An 18215-nucleotide genomic window follows, 5' to 3' on the forward strand; every position below is an offset into this window, starting at 1 on the left:
ATTGGCCGGCGTGGCGATGCGGCCAGAGAGAGAAGGAACAGGTACCATGACCATCAAGCTGCAAAAGCCTGACATCACCGAGCTGAAGCCGCGCATCACCGTGTTCGGCGTCGGAGGCGGCGGCGGCAATGCCGTCAACAACATGATCACCGCAGGTCTCCAGGGCGTCGACTTCGTCGTTGCCAACACGGATGCGCAGGCGCTGACGATGACGAAGGCCGAGCGCATCATCCAGCTCGGCGCCAACGTCACTGAAGGCCTCGGCGCCGGCTCGCAGCCGGAAGTCGGCCGCGCGGCCGCCGAAGAGTGCATCGACGAAATCATCGATCACCTGAACGGCACGCATATGTGCTTCGTTACCGCCGGCATGGGCGGCGGCACCGGCACGGGTGCTGCTCCGGTGGTCGCGCAGGCTGCCCGCAACAAAGGCATCCTGACGGTCGGTGTCGTCACCAAGCCGTTCCATTTCGAAGGCGGCCGTCGTATGCGTCTGGCCGAGATGGGCATCCAGGAACTGCAGAAGTCTGTCGACACGCTGATCGTCATTCCGAACCAGAACCTCTTCCGCATTGCCAACGACAAGACAACCTTCGCCGACGCGTTCGCCATGGCCGACCAGGTTCTCTATTCGGGCGTCGCCTGCATCACCGACCTGATGGTGAAGGAAGGCCTCATCAACCTCGACTTCGCTGACGTCCGCTCGGTGATGCGTGAGATGGGCCGCGCGATGATGGGCACCGGCGAAGCCTCCGGCTCCGGCCGCGCATTGCAGGCAGCCGAAGCGGCAATCGCCAACCCGCTGCTCGACGAAACCTCGATGAAGGGCGCTCAGGGCCTGCTGATCTCCATTACCGGTGGTCGCGACCTCACCCTCTTCGAAGTCGACGAAGCTGCGACTCGCATCCGCGAAGAAGTCGATCCGGACGCCAACATCATCCTCGGCGCCACTTTCGACGAATCGCTTGAAGGCATCATCCGCGTCTCGGTCGTGGCGACCGGCATCGACCGGGCGATCAGCGAAGCCGCCGAGCGCAACTTCCAGCCGGCCGCCAAGCCCGCTATCCGTTCCTCCGCGGCTGTTGCTCCGGCAGCGGCCGCAGTTCAGCCTGCCCCGGTGATGCAGGCACCGAAGGCCATCGATCCGATCGCGCAGACCATCAGGGAAGCCGAGATGGAACGTGAGCTCGAAATTCCGGCCCCGCGTGCCGCCGCCCCGCTCCAGCAGCCTGCTGCGCAGCAGGAAGTCTTCCGGCCGCAGAGCAAGATCTTCGCGTCTGCACCGGAAGTTCCGGCCATGCGTCCTCAGGTGCAGCAGCAGGCTCCGGCGCCGGTGATGAGCCAGCCGGTGATGAGCCAGCCCGTCCAGCAGCAGCCCATCCAGCAGCAGCCGGTCCGGCAGGAGCCGATCATCCGACAGGCGCCCGAACCGATGCGCATGCCGAAGGTCGAGGATTTCCCGCCGGTCGTTCAGGCCGAGCTCGATCACCGCACGCAGCCAGCTTCGGCGCATCAGCAGGAAGAGCGCGGTCCGATGGGCCTGCTCAAGCGAATCACCAATTCGCTTGGCCGCCGCGATGACGACGCCGTTGCCGCCGACATGACCTCCGTACCGCCTGCCGCTTCGCAGCAGCGCCGTCCGCTGTCGCCGGAGGCAAGCCTCTATGCGCCTCGCCGGGGCAACCTCGACGATCAGGGTCGTGCGGTTCCGCAGGCCCGCATGATGCAGGAAGACGACCAGCTGGAAATCCCGGCATTCCTGCGCCGCCAGTCGAACTGAGGCTTCGGTTCGACACCATTCATGCCCGGGATTCAGGTCCCGGGCATATGCGTTTTTCAGCCCGGAATTTCTGAGCGATATCAATCGTGTGACTTCGTAACAAAACGAAAGAAACAGTGATTTGGATTGGAGCGCCGGCGCACGTAAGTATGGTGCAACGAAACTGCCGTAGGAGTCCTCTGGACGAGGCTCCTTCTGCAGAATGAAAGATAACCGCGCCGTGGCACCAACCGCTGGAGCGGAAAAATAAAGGCAGATTTTATGGCAATTGGCTTGCTGGGTTTTCAAACGACGGTTTCGCGTCCTGTGACGCTTTCGGGTATCGGCGTTCATTCGGGCACGAATGTCTCGATCACCCTGAACCCGGCCGAAGCGGACACCGGGGTCGTTTTCCAGCGCCTGCATGACAATGGCGATATCACCGAACTGAAGGCTGTCTCCTCGCAGGTCGGCAATACAGACCTCTGCACCGTGCTCGGCTTCTCGCCGACACATTCTGTTGCGACGATCGAACATGTCATGGCCGCCATCTATGCGCTCGGCCTTGACAATGTCGTGATCGAGGTGCAGGGCGCCGAAATGCCGATCATGGACGGCAGCTCGCTGCCCTTCGTCGAAGCAATCGAGCAGGCCGGTCTCGTCTCCCTCGGCGTCAAGCGCCGCTATATCCGCATCACCAAGCCGGTGCGAATCGAGCATGGCGGCTCCTGGAGCGAATTCCGTCCCTATGATGGCATGCGCTTCGAAGTGGAGATCGATTTCGACTGCCCGCTGATCGGCCGGCAGAAGTGGGCGGGCGATATGAGCGCCGCCGTCTTCAAGTCGGAACTTTCCCGCGCCCGCACCTTCGGCTTCATGCGCGATGTCGAGCGCCTCTGGGCATCGGGTCATGCGCTCGGTTCCTCGCTCGAAAATTCCGTCGTCATCTCGGACGACAATACCGTCATCAACGTAGAAGGCCTGCGTTACGCCAAGGACGAGTTCGTCCGCCACAAGACGCTCGATGCGGTCGGCGACCTGTCGCTCGCCGGCGTCCAGTTCATCGGCTGCTACCGGTCCTATCGTGGCGGCCACAAGATGAATGCCAATGCTTTGAAGGCGCTGCTCGCCGATCCCTCTGCTTACGAGGTGGTCGAGACCTCGACGCCACGCCAGCGCGTCGCCGCTCGTGAACTGATCGCCGTCAGCGCTTCGGAATTCGCTCCCTGGTCGGCATGACCTCCAGCATATTCTCAAGACCAGGCCGCCTCTTTCCCGGAGGCGGTTTTTTTATGCCCGATCGCACCGGCGACAATAGGCATTTCTCGCAGATGCGCGGCTGCAACAGGTGGGCAAGAAGATGAAAAAGCAGGCCAATCCGGCGGCGGCCGCCACAAAAATGCGTTAATGCCTTACCATTGCGTTGCTCTTGATGCACATTTATGGCTAGAAACGCCAGCGAGGCGTGGCTGCCGTAGAGCGAGCGGCGGCAGTGGGGTTCTTTTGAATGGGTTATGCAGGATCTGAAGGTATGATGAAGACAGCGCGCGCTTTGTTCGCATCGCTTCTGGTGCTCAGCGCAGGCGCCTCGATCTCCGGCTGCCAGTCGGATCCCGACATCGACATCACCAAACTCGGCCTCGAAACCGATCCGCCTGACGTGCTCTACACCCAGGGCCTGGCCAATATGAAGGCCGGCAATATGGCGGAAGCGGCGCGCAAGTTCGATGCGATCGATCGCGAGAACCCGTTCTCCGAATGGGCGCGCAAGGCGCTTGTGATGAGCACCTTTGTCAAATACCGCCAAGGCAAGCTCGATGATGCGCTTGCTTCGGGCAACCGCTACATGTCGCAATATCCGAAATCCCAGGATGCCGCCTATGTGCAGTATCTCATCGGCCTCACCTATTCCAAACAGATCGTCGACGTCACCCAAGATCAGCGCGCCTCGGCCAAGACGATCGAGGCGATGCAGGCCGTGATCGACAACTATCCGAACTCCGAATATGTCGACGACGCGCAGGCGAAGATCCGTTTCGCGCGCGACCAGCTCGCCGGCAAGGAGATGCAGATCGGCCGCTATTATATGGAGCGGAAGGAATACCTCGCCGCGATCTCGCGCTTCCGCATCGTCGTCGAGAAATATCCGAACACGAACCAGATCGAAGAGGCGCTGGCCCGTCTCGTCGAGGCTTATTACGCGATGGGCATCGTCGACGAGGCGCAGACCGCGGCAGCCGTTCTCGGTCACAACTATCCGGACAGCCAGTGGTACGCCGATTCCTACAAGCTGCTGCAGACAGGCGGCGCCGAGCCGCGTGAAAACAAAGGCTCGTGGATCGCTGCGGCAGGCAAGAAACTCCTGCTCGGTTCCTAAGTCCGATGCTGATCCAGCTTTCGATCCGCGATATCGTCCTGATCGAGCGGCTGGATCTTGCCTTCGAGACCGGCCTTTCCGTGCTGACGGGCGAGACCGGGGCGGGCAAATCCATCCTGCTCGACAGTCTGTCACTGGCGCTCGGCGGGCGCGGCGACGGCGGCCTGGTGCGCCATGGCGAGGACAAGGGCCAGGTGACGGCTGTGTTCGACGTCGGTATGGACCATGGAGCCCGTACGCTCCTGCGTGAAAACGGCATCGACGACGAGGGCGACCTGATCTTCCGCCGCCAGCAATCAGCCGATGGGCGCACCAAAGCCTATGTCAACGACCAGCCTGTCAGTGTGCAGCTGATGCGACAGGCCGGCCAGTTGCTGGTCGAGATCCACGGCCAGCACGACGATCGCGCGCTTGTCGACACTAATGCCCACCGCAACCTGCTCGACGCCTTCGCCGGGCTTACCGATGAAGTTTCAGATGTCTCTCGGCTGTATCGTTTGTGGCGCGACAGCGAGCGGACGCTGAAAAAGCACCGCGAGAAGGTGGAAAGTGCCGCGCGTGAGGCCGACTATCTGCGTTCCTCCGTCGATGAGCTGGAAAAACTCTCGCCACAGGACGGCGAGGAGGACGAACTCGCCGAAAGCAGGCAGAGGATGATGAAGGCGGAGCGAATCGCCGGCGACATTGCCGAAGCCTCCGAATTTCTGAACGGCAATGCCTCGCCGGTGCCGCATATCGCCTCGCTAGTGCGCCGACTGGAGCGCAAGAGCCATGAAGCGCCGGGGCTGCTCGAAGAGACCGTGACGCTGCTCGATGCCGCGCTCGACCAGCTTTCCAATGCGCAGATGGAAGTCGAGGCAGCGCTGCGCAAGACCGAATATGATCCGAGGGAGCTGGAGCGGGTGGAGGAGCGGCTCTTCGCGCTGAGAGCCGCGTCGCGCAAATATTCCGTGCCCGTCACCGAGTTGCCGGCGCTGGCGGTGCGCATGATCGCCGATCTCGCCGATCTCGACGCGGGCGAGGAGCGGCTTGCGCGTCTGGAAGCGGAGGTCGGCTTGGCGCGAGAGAATTACGATTCGGCGGCGCGCTCGCTTTCCGAAAAGCGTCATCAAGCCGGCAAAGCGCTGGCTGCCGCCGTGATGGCGGAGCTGCCGGCGCTGAAGCTCGAACGCGCGCGTTTCATGGTGGAGATCACCACGGATGCGCAGGAGACCTTGGCCGAAGGCATCGATATCGTCGAGTTTCATGTCCAGACCAATCCTGGTACGCGCCCCGGCTCGATCATGAAGGTCGCCTCCGGCGGTGAACTGTCGCGTTTCCTGCTGGCGCTGAAGGTGGCGCTCGCCGACCGCGGGTCGGCGCCGACGCTCGTCTTCGACGAAATCGACACCGGCGTCGGCGGCGCGGTGGCCGATGCGATCGGCCAGCGGCTGAAGCGGCTGTCTGAGCGGGTGCAGGTGCTCTCGGTCACGCATGCGCCGCAGGTGGCGGCAAGGGCGGCGACGCACCTGCTGATCTCCAAAGGGCCAGCGGCCGAGGGTTCAGAAAAGATCGCCACGCGCGTCGCGGCGATGGCGCAGAAGGATCGCACCGAAGAGATCGCCCGCATGCTGGCCGGCGCCTCGGTGACGGAAGAGGCGAGGGCGGCGGCGAAGCGGCTTCTGGCGGGTAACGGCTGATCGTGAGAACCGGCAGCGTTGCCCTTCTCGCTATGTGAATCATACCCGACAGCGGTGGCCCATTGCCATGCGGATTTTCCATTTTAGCGATGATCCCGATATCACCGTGTTCGAACCGCGCCCTGTCCGAATACCCTCCATCCGCCCGCCCGGCAGGGAATGGCTGAACGGTCCGCTCGTCTGGGCGATCGATGGCGATCACGACTTCATGTATCTCTTTCCACGCGACTGCCCGCGCATCCTGCTGTGGGCGACAGCAGAGACGTCGGAGCCAGAGCGGCGGCGCTGGCTGAGCGATTGGCGGGCCTGTGGCCTTCATCGAGCGTCATTGGCTGGAACGGCTCGAAGCGGAGACGATCCATCGTTATGAGATGCCGGCTGAGGATTTTGAGGATCTCGGCGATGCGGGCATGTGGGTGTGCCGCGGATGCGTCATTCCGATGGAGCGGATTGCCGTCTCACGGCTCGATCGGGAGTTTGCGCTGCGCAGGGTGGAGCTTCGGGTGGTCGACAGCTTGCGACCGCTGAAGCGCCTGTGGGACACCAGCCTGCATGTCAGCGGCATCCGGCTGCGCAATGCGAGGGATTGGGAGTAGGGCGCGGAGGGCGATCCAATGCCATGGATTTGGGCGATGCTCCGATGTGCCAACGCCGTCCGGACCCTAGAATTGGCGCGGACGCTACCTCACTCTCCCTCATTGCTGTGCTCGTCACAGGAATCCAGTGCGACCAAGTCCTTGGGCGCGAGAGACTCTGTTCAATGTCGTATAAGTCATTCTCCGCGCAGACGCGCGGTGGCTGGATTGCTGCGTCATCCTCGGGTCAAGCCCGAGGACAGGAATGAGGGCGGACGGGTAGCGATTGGCCTATATGCTGGAGGCATCCGTGCTGCTGAGGACTGGAAGAGAGTGATCTCGACATATATGCAGGCACCCTTTTCATCCGGTAATTTTGCTCTAAAAACAATGCAGATTTCTGGCCAGATTCTCTGGAGTGATGTTGCATGTCCATCGAAGATTCCGCCGCCGACACGTTGACGATCGAAGAGGCTGCCGCCGAACTCGAGCGGCTGGCGAAGGAGATCGCCCATCATGATGCGCTCTATCATGGCAGGGACCAGCCGGAGATCTCGGATGCGGATTACGACGCGCTGAAGCGCCGCAACGATGCGCTGGAAGCGCGATTTCCCGAGCTGATCCGTGAGGACAGCCCGTCGCGGCGCGTCGGTGCCGCGCCTTCCGTCACTTTCTCGCCTGTCGTCCATGCGCGGCCGATGCTGTCGCTCGACAACACGTTCTCGCAGGAGGACGTGCAGGATTTCGTCGCCAGCGTCTATCGCTTCCTCGGCCGGCTGCCGGACCAGTCGATCGCCTTTACCGCCGAGCCGAAGATCGACGGCCTGTCGATGTCGATCCGCTACGAGAACGGCAGGCTGACGACGGCTGCCACGCGCGGTGACGGCACGACGGGGGAGAACGTCACCGCCAATATCCGGACGATCGCCGAAATTCCGAGCCAGCTGCCGAAGGGCGTTCCCGCGGTCGTCGAGATACGTGGCGAGGTCTATATGGCCAAGAGCGACTTCCTGGCGCTGAACCGGCAGATGGAAGCGGAGGGCAAGCAGACCTATGTCAATCCGCGCAATACGGCGGCCGGATCGCTGCGCCAGCTCGACGCCAAGGTGACCGCGAGCCGCAAGCTGAAATTTTTCGCCTATGCCTGGGGCGAGATGTCGGAAATGCCGGCCGATACTCAATTCGGCATGGTCCAGACCTTCAAGGACTGGGGCTTTCCGGTCAATCCGCTGATGAAGCGGCTGAATTCCGTCGCCGACATCTTAGCTCATTACGATGAGATCGGCCTCGAGCGTCCGGATCTCGATTACGATATCGACGGCGTCGTCTACAAGGTCGATAGCCTGGAACTGCAGCAGCGCCTCGGCTTCCGCTCGCGTTCGCCGCGCTGGGCGACGGCGCATAAATTCCCGGCCGAGCAGGCCTTTACCGAGGTCGAGAAGATCGAGATCCAAGTCGGCCGTACCGGCGCCTTGACGCCGGTGGCGCGGCTGAAGCCGATCACGGTCGGCGGCGTCGTCGTGACCAACGCCACGCTGCACAATGAGGATTACATCAAGGGCATCGGCAATAGCGGCGAACGCATCCGGCCGGAGGAACACGATATACGCGAGGGCGATACCGTCATCGTCCAGCGAGCCGGCGACGTCATTCCGCAGATCCTCGACGTGGTGATGGAGAAGCGGCTGGCGGAGGCGAAGCCCTATGAATTCCCGAAGACGTGCCCGGTATGCGGTTCGCATGCCGTGCGCGAAGTGAACGAGAAGACCGGCAAGATGGATTCCGTGCGCCGCTGCACCGGCGGCTTTATCTGCCGGGCGCAGGCAACGGAGCATCTGAAGCACTTCGTGTCGCGCAACGCCTTCGATATCGAAGGGCTCGGCTCGAAGCAGATCGACTACTTCTTCGAAAACGAGGACCTGTCGCTGCAGATCCGAACCGCGCCCGAGATTTTCACGCTGGAGAAGCGGCAGCAATCCTCGCTCACCAAGCTGGAGAATATCGACGGCTTCGGCAAGGTCAGCGTCGGCAAGCTCTATGCGGCGATCAACGAACGGCGCAGCATTGCGCTCCACCGCTTCATCTATGCGCTCGGCATTCGCCATGTCGGCGAGACCACGGCGAAGCTCCTGGCACGTTCCTACGGCACCTATGAGGCCTTTGCGACCGCGATGAAGGAGTCCGCACCGCTTTCCGGCGATGCCTGGAACGACCTGAACGCCATCGAGGGCATCGGCGAGGTCGTGGCGCGCGCCATGGTCGAGTTCTACAAGGAGCCGCGCAATGTCGAGGTGATCGGCCGCCTGCTCGAGGAGGTCACGCCCGCGGAGGCCGAACAGCCGGTGACTACAGGCAGCTCGGTGGCCGGCAAGACCGTGGTCTTCACCGGCTCGCTCGAAAAGTTCACCCGAGACGAGGCGAAGGCGAGGGCCGAAAGCCTCGGCGCCAAGGTGGCGGGATCGGTGTCGAAGAAAACAGACATCGTCGTCGCCGGCCCCGGCGCCGGCTCCAAGCTCGACAAGGCCCGCGAACTTGGCGTCCAGACGATGGACGAGGACGAGTGGCTGGCGTTGATCGGCGGGTGAAAGACCGACGTGGAGCCAGCCTTTCCGTTTCAGCCTCTCAGCCGCGCCATCGTATAAGCGTCGACATACTCGCCTGCCCGGTAGGCGAATGAGCGCAGAAGCCCTTCCTTTTCGAAACCGAATTTCTCGTAGAGGGCGACCGCGGCCTCATTGTCCGTATAGACGGTCAACTCCAGCCGCTTGATGTCGAGCCAGTCGTCGGCGGCGTCGACCATGGCGCCAAGCAGAATGCGGCCGAACCCGCGGCCGGTGAAATCGTCGTGCACGCCCATGCCGATGCTGGCGACGTGCTGTCGGCGGCCGCCAAGGCGGTTGAGGCCGCCATTGCCGACGATCTTGCCGTCCAGGGTGACGACGAGATTGAGCGCGCCCGGCGAGGGATTTTCCATGTTCTTTCGGACCTCTTCGACCCTCTGGTACGGCGGCCGCAACGTGCCGGCGCGATAGCCCGGCAAATTGATGAGATCGGTGATCTCCTCGGCATCGGAAAGACGTACCGCCCGCACGGCGACACCGTCCGGCAGGCGCGCTCGGTCGCCAGGTTTATTCTGTTGGTTTTCAAACATGGGATGCTCTCCTTGGGTTTAGGGAGGAGAGCCGGCTTTTCGAAACCCTGCTCGCCTCGGCAGGGTTCTCGGGATGATCGAACGGCTAGTGACGCACCATCGCTCCCGCGTACCCCGGAAGGGTCGTGGCGATATGATGCATGGTTGATGTCACAGAGTTGATCATGCGCGGAAGTTTCCCCATCCGCGTGCAGATGTCAACAGGCCGCAATTTGCCTTCGCCTGCGGCTATGATTATTCCAGTAGGGAAGACGATTCGGATATTGCCGTTGAAGACCATCGCTATCGATTTCGAGACAGCCAATGAGCAGCGCGGCAGCGCCTGTTCGGTCGGGCTTGCGTGGATCGAGGACGGGCAGGTGACGCGGGTCGAGGAACGCTTGATCCGACCGAAGCAGATGCGTTTTTCCGGAATGAATATCGCGATCCATGGCATTCGGCCGGAGCATGTCGAGGATGCGCCGGAATTTCCCGAGGTTATGGACGAGTTCCACGATGATATCAGGGGCGCGACGATGATCGCTCACAATGCCGCCTTCGATTTCAGCGTATGGCGGGCGAGCCTCGATCTCTACAGGCAATCCTATCCCGAACTAACCTATCTCTGCAGCCTGAAGATGGCGCAGCGGATCTGGCCGCATTTCCTCTCGCACCGGCTGAACCTGATCGCCGAGCATCTCGGCCTGCGCTTCATGCACCACAATGCCGCCGAGGACGCGGCGGTCTGCGCGGCAGCGGCGATCGAGATGGCGAAGGCGGTGAAGGCGAAAGCCGTGGAAGCGATCCCGGCGCTGATCGGCATGACGCCGGGGCGACTGAGTGCGAAGGGCTATGCGCCCTGTACCTGCCGGAAGGTCTGAACCTTCTCCCGCAACGGCGATTCTTGCAAAGCCTGGGTGCATGCTTATCTAGAATGCGGATCATCCAGGGAGCCGCCATGTCCAAGCTCAGCAAATTTTTTCTCGCCGCGTTTTCCTTCGCCGCTATTTCCGCAGGCACCGCCTCGGCCGAAGTCGTCGGCAAGGTTGGAGTCGACTGGATCGGCAATGACATCATGGTCGAGGCTGTCTCCGATCCTGAGGTGAAAGGCGTCACCTGCCACGTCACCTATTTCGATCGCAGCCTGATCGATCGCTTCAAGAACGGCAACTGGTTCGAAGATCCCTCCAACAATTCCATCGCCTGCCGGCAGACGGGGCCGATCGAGATCGGCAACATCGACCTGTCCAAGGATGGCAGCGAGGTGTTCCGACAGGGCATGTCGCTTATCTGGAAGACCCTGGTCGTCAATCGGATCTACGACAAGACCAACGACACGCTGATCTATCTCGCCCATTCGCGCGAGTTGACCGATGGTTCGGCGAAGATGTCGATCTCGACTATTCCGCTTTATGGGCAGAATGTGGCCTGGAAGAATGGGAAGCCGTAGGCTTCTGCGCTTCGATCAAAGACCCCGCCCCAAACCCCTCCCCACAAGGGGGAGGGGCTTAAACTGCCGCACAGGCTTTCTAGTTCTTCGATGTTTGGGGAGAAGCGAGGTAGAGCCACGGGTTAGTCCCTCCCCCTTGTGGGGAGGGGTTGGGGAGGGGTTTTTATAGATCGGAGACCATGCCGCCGTACCCTCGACATCAAACGAAAAAGGCCCGGACTAGCCGGGCCTTTCAATATCAGTATAGAGAATATCAAGCCGCCTGATTCAGCTCGTCGGCAATGACAGTGTCGAGGTTCAGGAAGCAGACCATGGTCTTCTCGAGCGCGACGATGCCGCGGCAGAAGGCGCGCTGAGCTTCCGGGATGATTTCCGGCGGCGGCTGCAGGTCTTCGCTCTTGATGGTCATCATGTCGGAAACCTGCTCGACCAGCAGGCCGACCAGCTTGCCGGCGATGTCGGTGACGATGATCGCCGAACGCTCGGAGGGCTCGGTCATCTTCATGCCGAGACGGCAGGCCATGTCGATGACCGGAATGACCGCGCCGCGCAGGTTGATGAGGCCGAGAACGTAGGGCGGGGTGTGCGGCATCGGCGTCACCGGCGCCCAGCCGCGGATTTCGCGGATGGCCATGATGTCGATGCAGAATTCCTGGTCGCCCAGGTGGAACGAGACGATTTCGAGGTAGGCGCCCGACTGCTTGATGGCGTTGTTGTTCATGATCAGAATTCTTCCCAGTTGTCCCCGGCGGGAGCGGCGATGGCTTTGGCGGCGGAACCGCCGTTGAATGCGCCCGCGACTTTGCCCATCAGGCTGCGTGCGGGCGAAGGTCTCGAATGCGAGGCGGCGGTTGCCTCTCGCGGCGTTTGCCGGGCGCTCATGCCCTCGCCGATTTTGAACTGCTTGACCAACTGCGTCAGGTTTTCGGCGTCGGTAGCGAGCGTATGGCTTGCAGCGTTCGTCTCTTCCACCATGGCCGCGTTCTTCTGGGTGACCTGATCCATCTGGCTGATCGAAGTATTGATTTCGTTCAATCCAACTGATTGTTCGCGTGCAGAGGTTACGATTGATTTAACGTGCTCATCGATGCGAAGAACATCTTCGCCGATCTGGCGCAACGCCTCGCCGGCGGCCGTCACCAGCTCGCCGCCGGTCTTCACCTCGTCTCCGGATTTTCCGATCAACGCCTTAATATCCTTGGCGGCACCAGCGGCACGGCCGGCGAGTTCGCGCACTTCCTGGGCGACGACGGCAAACCCTTTGCCGGCCTCGCCGGCGCGTGCGGCCTCGACGCCGGCGTTGAGCGCCAGGAGGTTCGTCTGGAAGGCGATTTCGTCGATGACGTTGATGATCTTGCCGATCTCGCGCGAAGCGCCTTCGATTCGCTGCATTGCGGCCATCGCATCGCCGACGACGATGTCGGACTTGGCGGTATTCTGCCGGGTATGGGTGACCATGTGGCCGACTTCCTCGGCGCGGTCGGTGGCGTTGCGGACGGTGGCGGTGATCTGGTCGAGAGCGGCCGATGTCTCTTCCAGGGAGGCGGCCTGCTGCTCGGTGCGCTTGGCGAGATCGTCGGCGGCGGCGCGCATCTGGCGGCTGTTCGCCTCGATCGAACTGCTGTTGATGGCGATGTCGCTCATTGCCTTGCGCAGCGTCGCGGTCGTCTGGTTGAAGTCCAGGCGGAGGCGGTCGAGCTCTTCGCGGAACGGCTGCTCGATCGTCACGGTCACGTCGCCGCCCGACAGGCGGGTGAGGCCGGCCCCGAGGGCGGTGACGGCGGCGTTCAGGGCTTCTGCATCGGCAAGCTTGGCGGCTTCGCGGGCATGGTGCTCAGCATCGCGGCGTTGCCTGTCGGTCTGGGTCCGGGCTTCAAGGTCGCGCTTTTCGATGGCGGCGAGGCGGAAGCCGTCGGCGGCGCGGGCCATTTCGCCGATCTCGTCGCCGCGGTTCTTTTCTGGAACCTCGCTGGCCAGGTCGCCTTTCATGATGCGCTGCATGCTCTGGCGCACGGCGCCGATGCCGCGCCGGATCGAGCCGCCATGGACATATTGCAGGACGGCCATGGTGAGGATCGCCAAGACACCGAGGCCGACCTGCAGAATGAGGGCCTCCCGCGATACGGCATTGGCGAGATCGACATGCTCCTTGGCGAAGACGTTGCCGTCAGCGGCGAGTTTGTCGAGCGTTGCGGTCAGATCCTTGCCGGCGCCGTCGATCGCGTCGTCGATCTTGTCGAATTCCGCATCGGGAGCTCCCTGTTGAACCAGCGCGATCAGATCGACCTGTATCGCCTTGCCGATTGCGGCGACATCGGCGTCGTAGTTCTTCAACAGCGCCTCATCGTGCATTTCTCCGGCAAGAAGGCGCATTTCCTTTGAGCCGCCGGAAAGAGCAGTCAGTGAATCGCCGATCAGTTTGATGCGCGCAGGCTCGACGACCTTGCTATCCTTGTCGACAATGATGTCCATCGCAGCCAAGACCATTGTCAGATTCGCAAGCCGCATATCGCCGAGATGATTGACGCTTGCCTGGATCTCGGTGGCGCGGTGCAAGGCCGCGTCGACCCGCATATTTTCGTACCAGCCGATGCCGAGCATCGTGCCGAAACCGACGAAGGCCGCGCCGCCGAGCGTCCAGAGCCGCTGGCTGACCGACAGGCTCTTGCGCACTGCTGAATTCGTCATGAAATGACCCCTTCACAAACCGCTCGGGTTTATGTTTTTCCTATCCTCATGCGGACGTCCGGGGTTTTCGCCACTCGGCAGACTTCATGTCAAAACGGCTCAATCGCCGTACGCAATGCTAAATATAGAGATGACGATTTAAGCCTTTCCTAATGATGTTTCTGTTGAAATTATCTGTTCCATTTGACGGCAAGTGGTTCAAACTCTGCCGCTTTTTGGTGGACGCCAATTCCGCTTCGATGGGCTTTCCGTAGCGAACGGTCTCTGCCCGTGAAACAATTAATCACGGGTCAAAAAACATATTCTTGAATTGCGCCCCTTCCGCCGTGACTATAATCACGCGGGCAGCGCGGCCATATCTGCCTGGATCGAGGAGCACGCCAATGAAGACATTCCGCATCGCCGTCTGGGTCGGTGTTCTGATACTTGCCGGCGTTCTCGGCGCGGCCAAATTCTACCCCATGAAGCCCCAGGACGTCGTGGCGGAACCACCCTTCGGCGTGCCCTTCACGCTGGTTTCGCAGAGTGGTCAGCCGATCACCGAAGAGTCGTTGCGCGGCAAGCCGACGGCGCTGTTCTTCGGCTTCACGCATTGCCCGGAAGTTTGCCCGACGACCCTGTTCGAGTTGAACGGCTGGATGGAGAAGGTCGATCCCAAGGGTGACAAGCTGCAGGCTTATTTCGTGACCGTCGATCCGGAGCGCGACACGCCCGAGATCATGAACGAGTACGTCTCCAATGTTTCCAAGCGCATCACCGGCATCTCAGGCCCGCCCGATAAAATCGCCGAGGTGATCAAGGGATTCCGCGTCTACGCCAAGAAAGTACCGGTCGACGAGAAGGATCCGAACGGGGACTATACGATGGATCATACAGCGTCAGTCTTCCTGCTCGATTCGGCCGGGCGGTTTTCCGGAACGATCGCCTATGGCGAAAACCCGGACACGGCGGTAAAGAAGCTGGAGAATCTCGTCAACAAGGGGTGATGGCTTCAGCGTCATTAGGCGTTGGCTCGACCGGTGGCGGGCAGGAAAACGGGAAAGACCGCCTATCGTGAGTGAAATCCGCCTTTACGTGTCAACGACCGAAATCGAGGCAGAAGCGATCCTCGACCTTCTGAGCGAAGTCTTCGGCGAAGAAGACTTCGCTATCGGCACGACCGAAATCGATGAAAAGAAAGATATCTGGGAAGCCTCGGTCTATATGATGGCCGAGGAGGAGGCGGATGTCCGCTCCCGGGTGGAAGCGGCACTGAAGGCCGCCTTTCCCGATGCTCGGCTGTTGCGGGAGGTCATCCCCGAGGTCGATTGGGTGGCGAAATCGCTGGAAGGGCTGAAGCCCGTCAGAGCTGGGCGCTTCCTGGTGCACGGATCGCATGACCGCGACAAAGTCCGCCCCGGTGACATCGCGATCGAGATCGATGCCGGCCAGGCCTTCGGCACTGGTCATCACGGCACAACGGCCGGCTGCCTGGAGGTGATCGACGCCGTCATGCGTTCGCGCCCGGTCTCCAACGCACTCGATCTCGGCACCGGCAGCGGCGTACTGGCGATCGCTGTGCGCAAGCTCAAAAACATCCCGGTGCTCGCGACCGACATAGATCCTATCGCCACGCGGGTGGCGGCCGAAAACGTTCGCCGCAACGGCATTGCCTCGGGCATCGCCACCAGGACGGCGCCGGGTTTTCATTCGACGGCATTCTCGGAACATGGTCCCTTCGATCTCATCATCGCCAACATTCTCGCCCGGCCGCTGATCCGGATGGCGCCAAAGCTCGCGACGCATCTTGCGCCGGGTGGTTCGGTGGTTCTTTCGGGGATTCTGGCCGCGCAACGGTGGAAGGTGATTGCCGCTTACAGCGGCGCCAGACTTCGTCACGTCAGGACGATCTGGCGGAATGGTTGGGTGACGATCCATCTGGATCGGCTTTGATCTTCTGGGTGCAGAGGCGAGGGGGTGCCCTGCATCGGACGCCTTGCTTGAGGCAGGGCGCCTCCTCCTTTCCTTCATCCCTGTGCTCGTCACAGGGATCCAGTCACCGCGCGTCTTTGCGCTTCTCATAAAAAACGAGTCGCGTTTGAATGCTCGGAGGCAAGAAAGCACTCACCAAGGCAAAAGAAAAAGGCGGTGCCGGTGGCACCGCCTTGGACCGGTCTATCCGGCCAATACCCGCGAGCTCGAAGGAGGAGGAGCGCTCGAGCGGGCTCTACTGCATTCCAATGGGCCGGTCCGGGAGGGAGGAGACGGACGGGCTTTCAAGCTTAGAACGCGTAGCTGGGGGCGCCCTGGTGGCGCGTGACGCGCTGGCCGGCGCCGAGCAGCTTGAGGCTATCCTCATTCTGCGGGCGGCGGGCGCCGATCACGTGACGCACGGTCTGGCGTTCGCCAGCCTGCACCGGGCTGCTGTATGCGAAGCGCGAGAGAGAGGCGGTCATTTCGAAAAATCCTTTGTTTGCTGGTTCATCCGAACCGTTCGATGGCGTCTATATAGCTATTCTGAAATGCGGAGGCAGAGGGTTTTGCTCATGGGAGCCATGCGACTAATGCATAAAGCGTGCCAAATTAACTTTTCGCGTCACAGTTCCGTCAAAATGTTGAGCGCCCGCAGCGGTTTCGACTCGTTTCGTCTCTTTTTCTCCCCATCGATTGAAATTTCGGTAACATGGCCGCCATCCCGTTAACCGGATTCGTTTCAACCATTCGGATTTCCAGCATGTTCCAGTCTTTCGAGGTCACCTCCACGCCGCAGTTCGGCAGGGAAAGGGTTTCGGCGTTGCGCGCCGGTTTCGATTCGCTTGGCATCGATGCCTTCCTCGTGCCGCGCGCAGACGAATTCAACGGCGAGTATGTTCCGGCCTGCTCCGAGCGCCTGGCATGGCTGACGGGCTTCACGGGTTCGGCGGGCATCGCGCTGATCCTGCGGACGCAGGCAATCGTCTTCGTCGACGGACGCTATGTGACGCAGCTCGCCGAACAAGTCGACGGCTCGGTGTTCTCGGGCGGCGATCTCGTCAACGAGCCACCGCATGTCTGGCTTGCCGCAAACGGAACCAAGGGGCTGAGGCTTGGCATCGATCCCTGGCTGCACGCGGGCGCGGAGGTACGGCGCCTGGAAAGGGCACTGGCGCAGATCGGCGGGACATTGGTTTTCCTGCCGCACAATCCGCTCGATCGGCTCTGGCACGACCGGCCGGCCGAGCCGCTCGGCGCGGTCAGCATTCAGAACGTCGCCCAAGCCGGCGTGCTGGCGACCGATAAAATCGCGACGATTGCCGCCGATCTTTCGAAGAAAAACCTCGCGGCGGTGCTGATCGCCGATCCCTCCTCGGTTGCCTGGATCTTCAATATCCGCGGTGCTGACGTGCCGCACACACCGCATCCGCTGGCGCGCGCCATCATCCATGCCGACGGGCGGGCCGAACTCTTCCTCGATAAGCGCAAGACAAGCATCGAGCCGGAGGCCTATCTCGGGCAGATCTGCGCGCAACTGCCGCCTTCGGCGCTGGAAGAGAGGCTCGCGGCGGTTTCCAGGGATGGCGGCCGCGTACTCATCGATGCCGATATCGCCTCGCACGCGCTGGCGGAGATCATTCTAAGGGCTGGCGGCGAAGTGGTGGAGGGCACCGACCCCGCCAAGCTGCCGCGCGCGGTAAAGAACGATGTCGAGATCAACGGCTCGGCCGCTGCACATCTGCAGGACGGGGCAGCGGTGGTGGAATTCCTCTATTGGCTGTCGCAGGAGAGGCCGGGCACGGTCAGCGAGATCGCCGCCGCCGAACATCTGGAAGCCGTGCGCGCCCGTGTCGGCCAGAGCATGCAGAACCCGCTGAAGGATATTTCCTTCGATACGATCTCGGGCGCCGGCGAACATGCGGCGATCATGCATTATCGCGTAACGACTGAGACCAACCGGATGATCGAGGCAGGCGAACTCTTCCTGATCGATTCCGGTGCGCAATACATCAACGGCACGACGGATATTACCCGCACCGTCGGCATCGGCACGGTTTCAGAGGAGCATCGCCGTTTCTTCACAATGGTACTGAAGGGAATGATCCAGATCAGCACGGCGCGTTTCCCGAAAGGTACGCGCGGCTGCGATCTCGATCCGCTGGCGCGCATTGCGCTTTGGCGCGCTGGGGCCGACTTTGCTCACGGCACTGGCCATGGAGTCGGCTCCTATCTCTCGGTGCATGAGGGGCCGCAGCGCATTTCCCGTCTCTCGACGCAGGAATTGCTGCCTGGCATGATCCTTTCGAATGAGCCCGGTTATTACCGGCCGGGCAGCTTCGGCATCCGTATCGAGAATCTGATCTATGTGCGCGGCGCCGAGGAGATCGAGGGCGGCGACATGCCGATGCTCGGCTTTGAGACACTGACCTTCTGCCCGATCGATCGCAGCCTCGTCATCCCCGAGCTTCTGACCCATGACGAACTGCACTGGTTCAACGACTATCACCACCGCACGCGCGAGGCGCTAATGCCGCTCATCCATGATCACGACGTTCGAGCATGGCTCGAAAACGCGACGCTGCCGCTCGAATACTAGGAAAGAGCGGC

Annotated in this window: 14 protein-coding genes and 1 pseudogene; 11 read left to right on the plus strand and 4 right to left on the minus strand. The window is 61.7% G+C overall.

Going from position 1 to position 18215, the window contains the following annotated elements; all coding sequences use genetic code 11:
• Window positions 1-46: 46 nt before the first annotated feature.
• The 6 genes and pseudogenes from ftsZ (at window position 47) to ligA (ending at window position 8972) form a co-directional block, all read left to right on the plus strand.
• Window positions 47-1777 (plus strand): cell division protein FtsZ, encoded by a 1731-nt coding sequence (gene ftsZ / locus GA0061105_RS06115; protein ID WP_092748750.1) that lies wholly within the window; start codon window positions 47-49, stop codon window positions 1775-1777.
• A gap of 261 nt (window positions 1778-2038) precedes the next feature.
• Window positions 2039-2995 carry a UDP-3-O-acyl-N-acetylglucosamine deacetylase gene (lpxC, locus tag GA0061105_RS06120; protein ID WP_092748752.1) on the plus strand — a complete coding sequence of 319 codons (957 nt, stop codon included), beginning with the start codon at window positions 2039-2041 and terminating at the stop codon, window positions 2993-2995.
• A gap of 268 nt (window positions 2996-3263) precedes the next feature.
• Window positions 3264-4133: an outer membrane protein assembly factor BamD gene (locus GA0061105_RS06125; RefSeq protein ID WP_208601626.1), complete on the plus strand. Its 870-nt coding sequence runs from the start codon at window positions 3264-3266 to the stop codon at window positions 4131-4133.
• A gap of 5 nt (window positions 4134-4138) precedes the next feature.
• The gene (gene recN / locus GA0061105_RS06130; RefSeq protein ID WP_064694683.1) at window positions 4139-5812 is read left to right on the plus strand and encodes a DNA repair protein RecN; all 1674 of its coding nucleotides are present in this window, start codon (window positions 4139-4141) and stop codon (window positions 5810-5812) included.
• Between the two features lie 67 nt (window positions 5813-5879).
• Window positions 5880-6408 (plus strand): annotated as a pseudogene (locus GA0061105_RS06135) (DUF6886 family protein).
• Between the two features lie 407 nt (window positions 6409-6815).
• Window positions 6816-8972, plus strand: a complete 2157-nt coding sequence (gene ligA / locus GA0061105_RS06140; protein WP_092748754.1) for an NAD-dependent DNA ligase LigA — start codon at window positions 6816-6818, stop codon at window positions 8970-8972.
• 29 nt (window positions 8973-9001) lie between these two features.
• Here the strand turns inward: ligA and GA0061105_RS06145 are convergent, their stop codons facing one another.
• The gene (locus GA0061105_RS06145) at window positions 9002-9538 is read right to left on the minus strand and encodes a GNAT family N-acetyltransferase (RefSeq protein ID WP_092748756.1); all 537 of its coding nucleotides are present in this window, start codon (window positions 9536-9538) and stop codon (window positions 9002-9004) included.
• 269 nt (window positions 9539-9807) lie between these two features.
• On the opposite strand from GA0061105_RS06145, the gene GA0061105_RS06150 reads away from it, so the two are divergent.
• Both GA0061105_RS06150 and GA0061105_RS06155 read left to right on the plus strand, forming a co-directional pair.
• Window positions 9808-10398: a 3'-5' exonuclease gene (locus GA0061105_RS06150; RefSeq protein ID WP_092748758.1), complete on the plus strand. Its 591-nt coding sequence runs from the start codon at window positions 9808-9810 to the stop codon at window positions 10396-10398.
• 77 nt (window positions 10399-10475) lie between these two features.
• On the plus strand, window positions 10476-10967 hold the full coding sequence (locus GA0061105_RS06155; RefSeq protein WP_092749061.1) for a CreA family protein: 492 nt from the start codon (window positions 10476-10478) through the stop codon (window positions 10965-10967).
• A gap of 253 nt (window positions 10968-11220) precedes the next feature.
• Here the strand turns inward: GA0061105_RS06155 and GA0061105_RS06160 are convergent, their stop codons facing one another.
• On the minus strand, window positions 11221-11688 hold the full coding sequence (locus GA0061105_RS06160; RefSeq protein WP_004668786.1) for a chemotaxis protein CheW: 468 nt from the start codon (window positions 11686-11688) through the stop codon (window positions 11221-11223).
• Window positions 11689-11690: 2 nt separating this feature from the next.
• Window positions 11691-13655, minus strand: a complete 1965-nt coding sequence (locus GA0061105_RS06165; protein ID WP_092748760.1) for a methyl-accepting chemotaxis protein — start codon at window positions 13653-13655, stop codon at window positions 11691-11693.
• Window positions 13656-14038: 383 nt separating this feature from the next.
• On the opposite strand from GA0061105_RS06165, the gene GA0061105_RS06170 reads away from it, so the two are divergent.
• Both GA0061105_RS06170 and GA0061105_RS06175 read left to right on the plus strand, forming a co-directional pair.
• Window positions 14039-14641: an SCO family protein gene (locus tag GA0061105_RS06170; RefSeq protein WP_064694678.1), complete on the plus strand. Its 603-nt coding sequence runs from the start codon at window positions 14039-14041 to the stop codon at window positions 14639-14641.
• A gap of 67 nt (window positions 14642-14708) precedes the next feature.
• Complete coding sequence (locus GA0061105_RS06175) at window positions 14709-15587, plus strand: 50S ribosomal protein L11 methyltransferase (protein ID WP_092748762.1); 879 nt, start codon at window positions 14709-14711, stop codon at window positions 15585-15587.
• 329 nt (window positions 15588-15916) lie between these two features.
• Here GA0061105_RS06175 and GA0061105_RS32795 read toward each other — a convergent pair whose 3' ends face one another.
• On the minus strand, window positions 15917-16090 hold the full coding sequence (locus GA0061105_RS32795) for a hypothetical protein (RefSeq protein WP_004668779.1): 174 nt from the start codon (window positions 16088-16090) through the stop codon (window positions 15917-15919).
• 278 nt (window positions 16091-16368) lie between these two features.
• Between GA0061105_RS32795 and GA0061105_RS06180 the strand changes: the two genes are divergently transcribed.
• Window positions 16369-18204 (plus strand): aminopeptidase P family protein, encoded by a 1836-nt coding sequence (locus GA0061105_RS06180; protein ID WP_092749063.1) that lies wholly within the window; start codon window positions 16369-16371, stop codon window positions 18202-18204.
• Window positions 18205-18215: the final 11 nt, after the last annotated feature.

This window comes from Rhizobium aethiopicum, from assembly GCF_900094625.1.
GTDB lineage: Bacteria > Pseudomonadota > Alphaproteobacteria > Rhizobiales > Rhizobiaceae > Rhizobium > Rhizobium aethiopicum.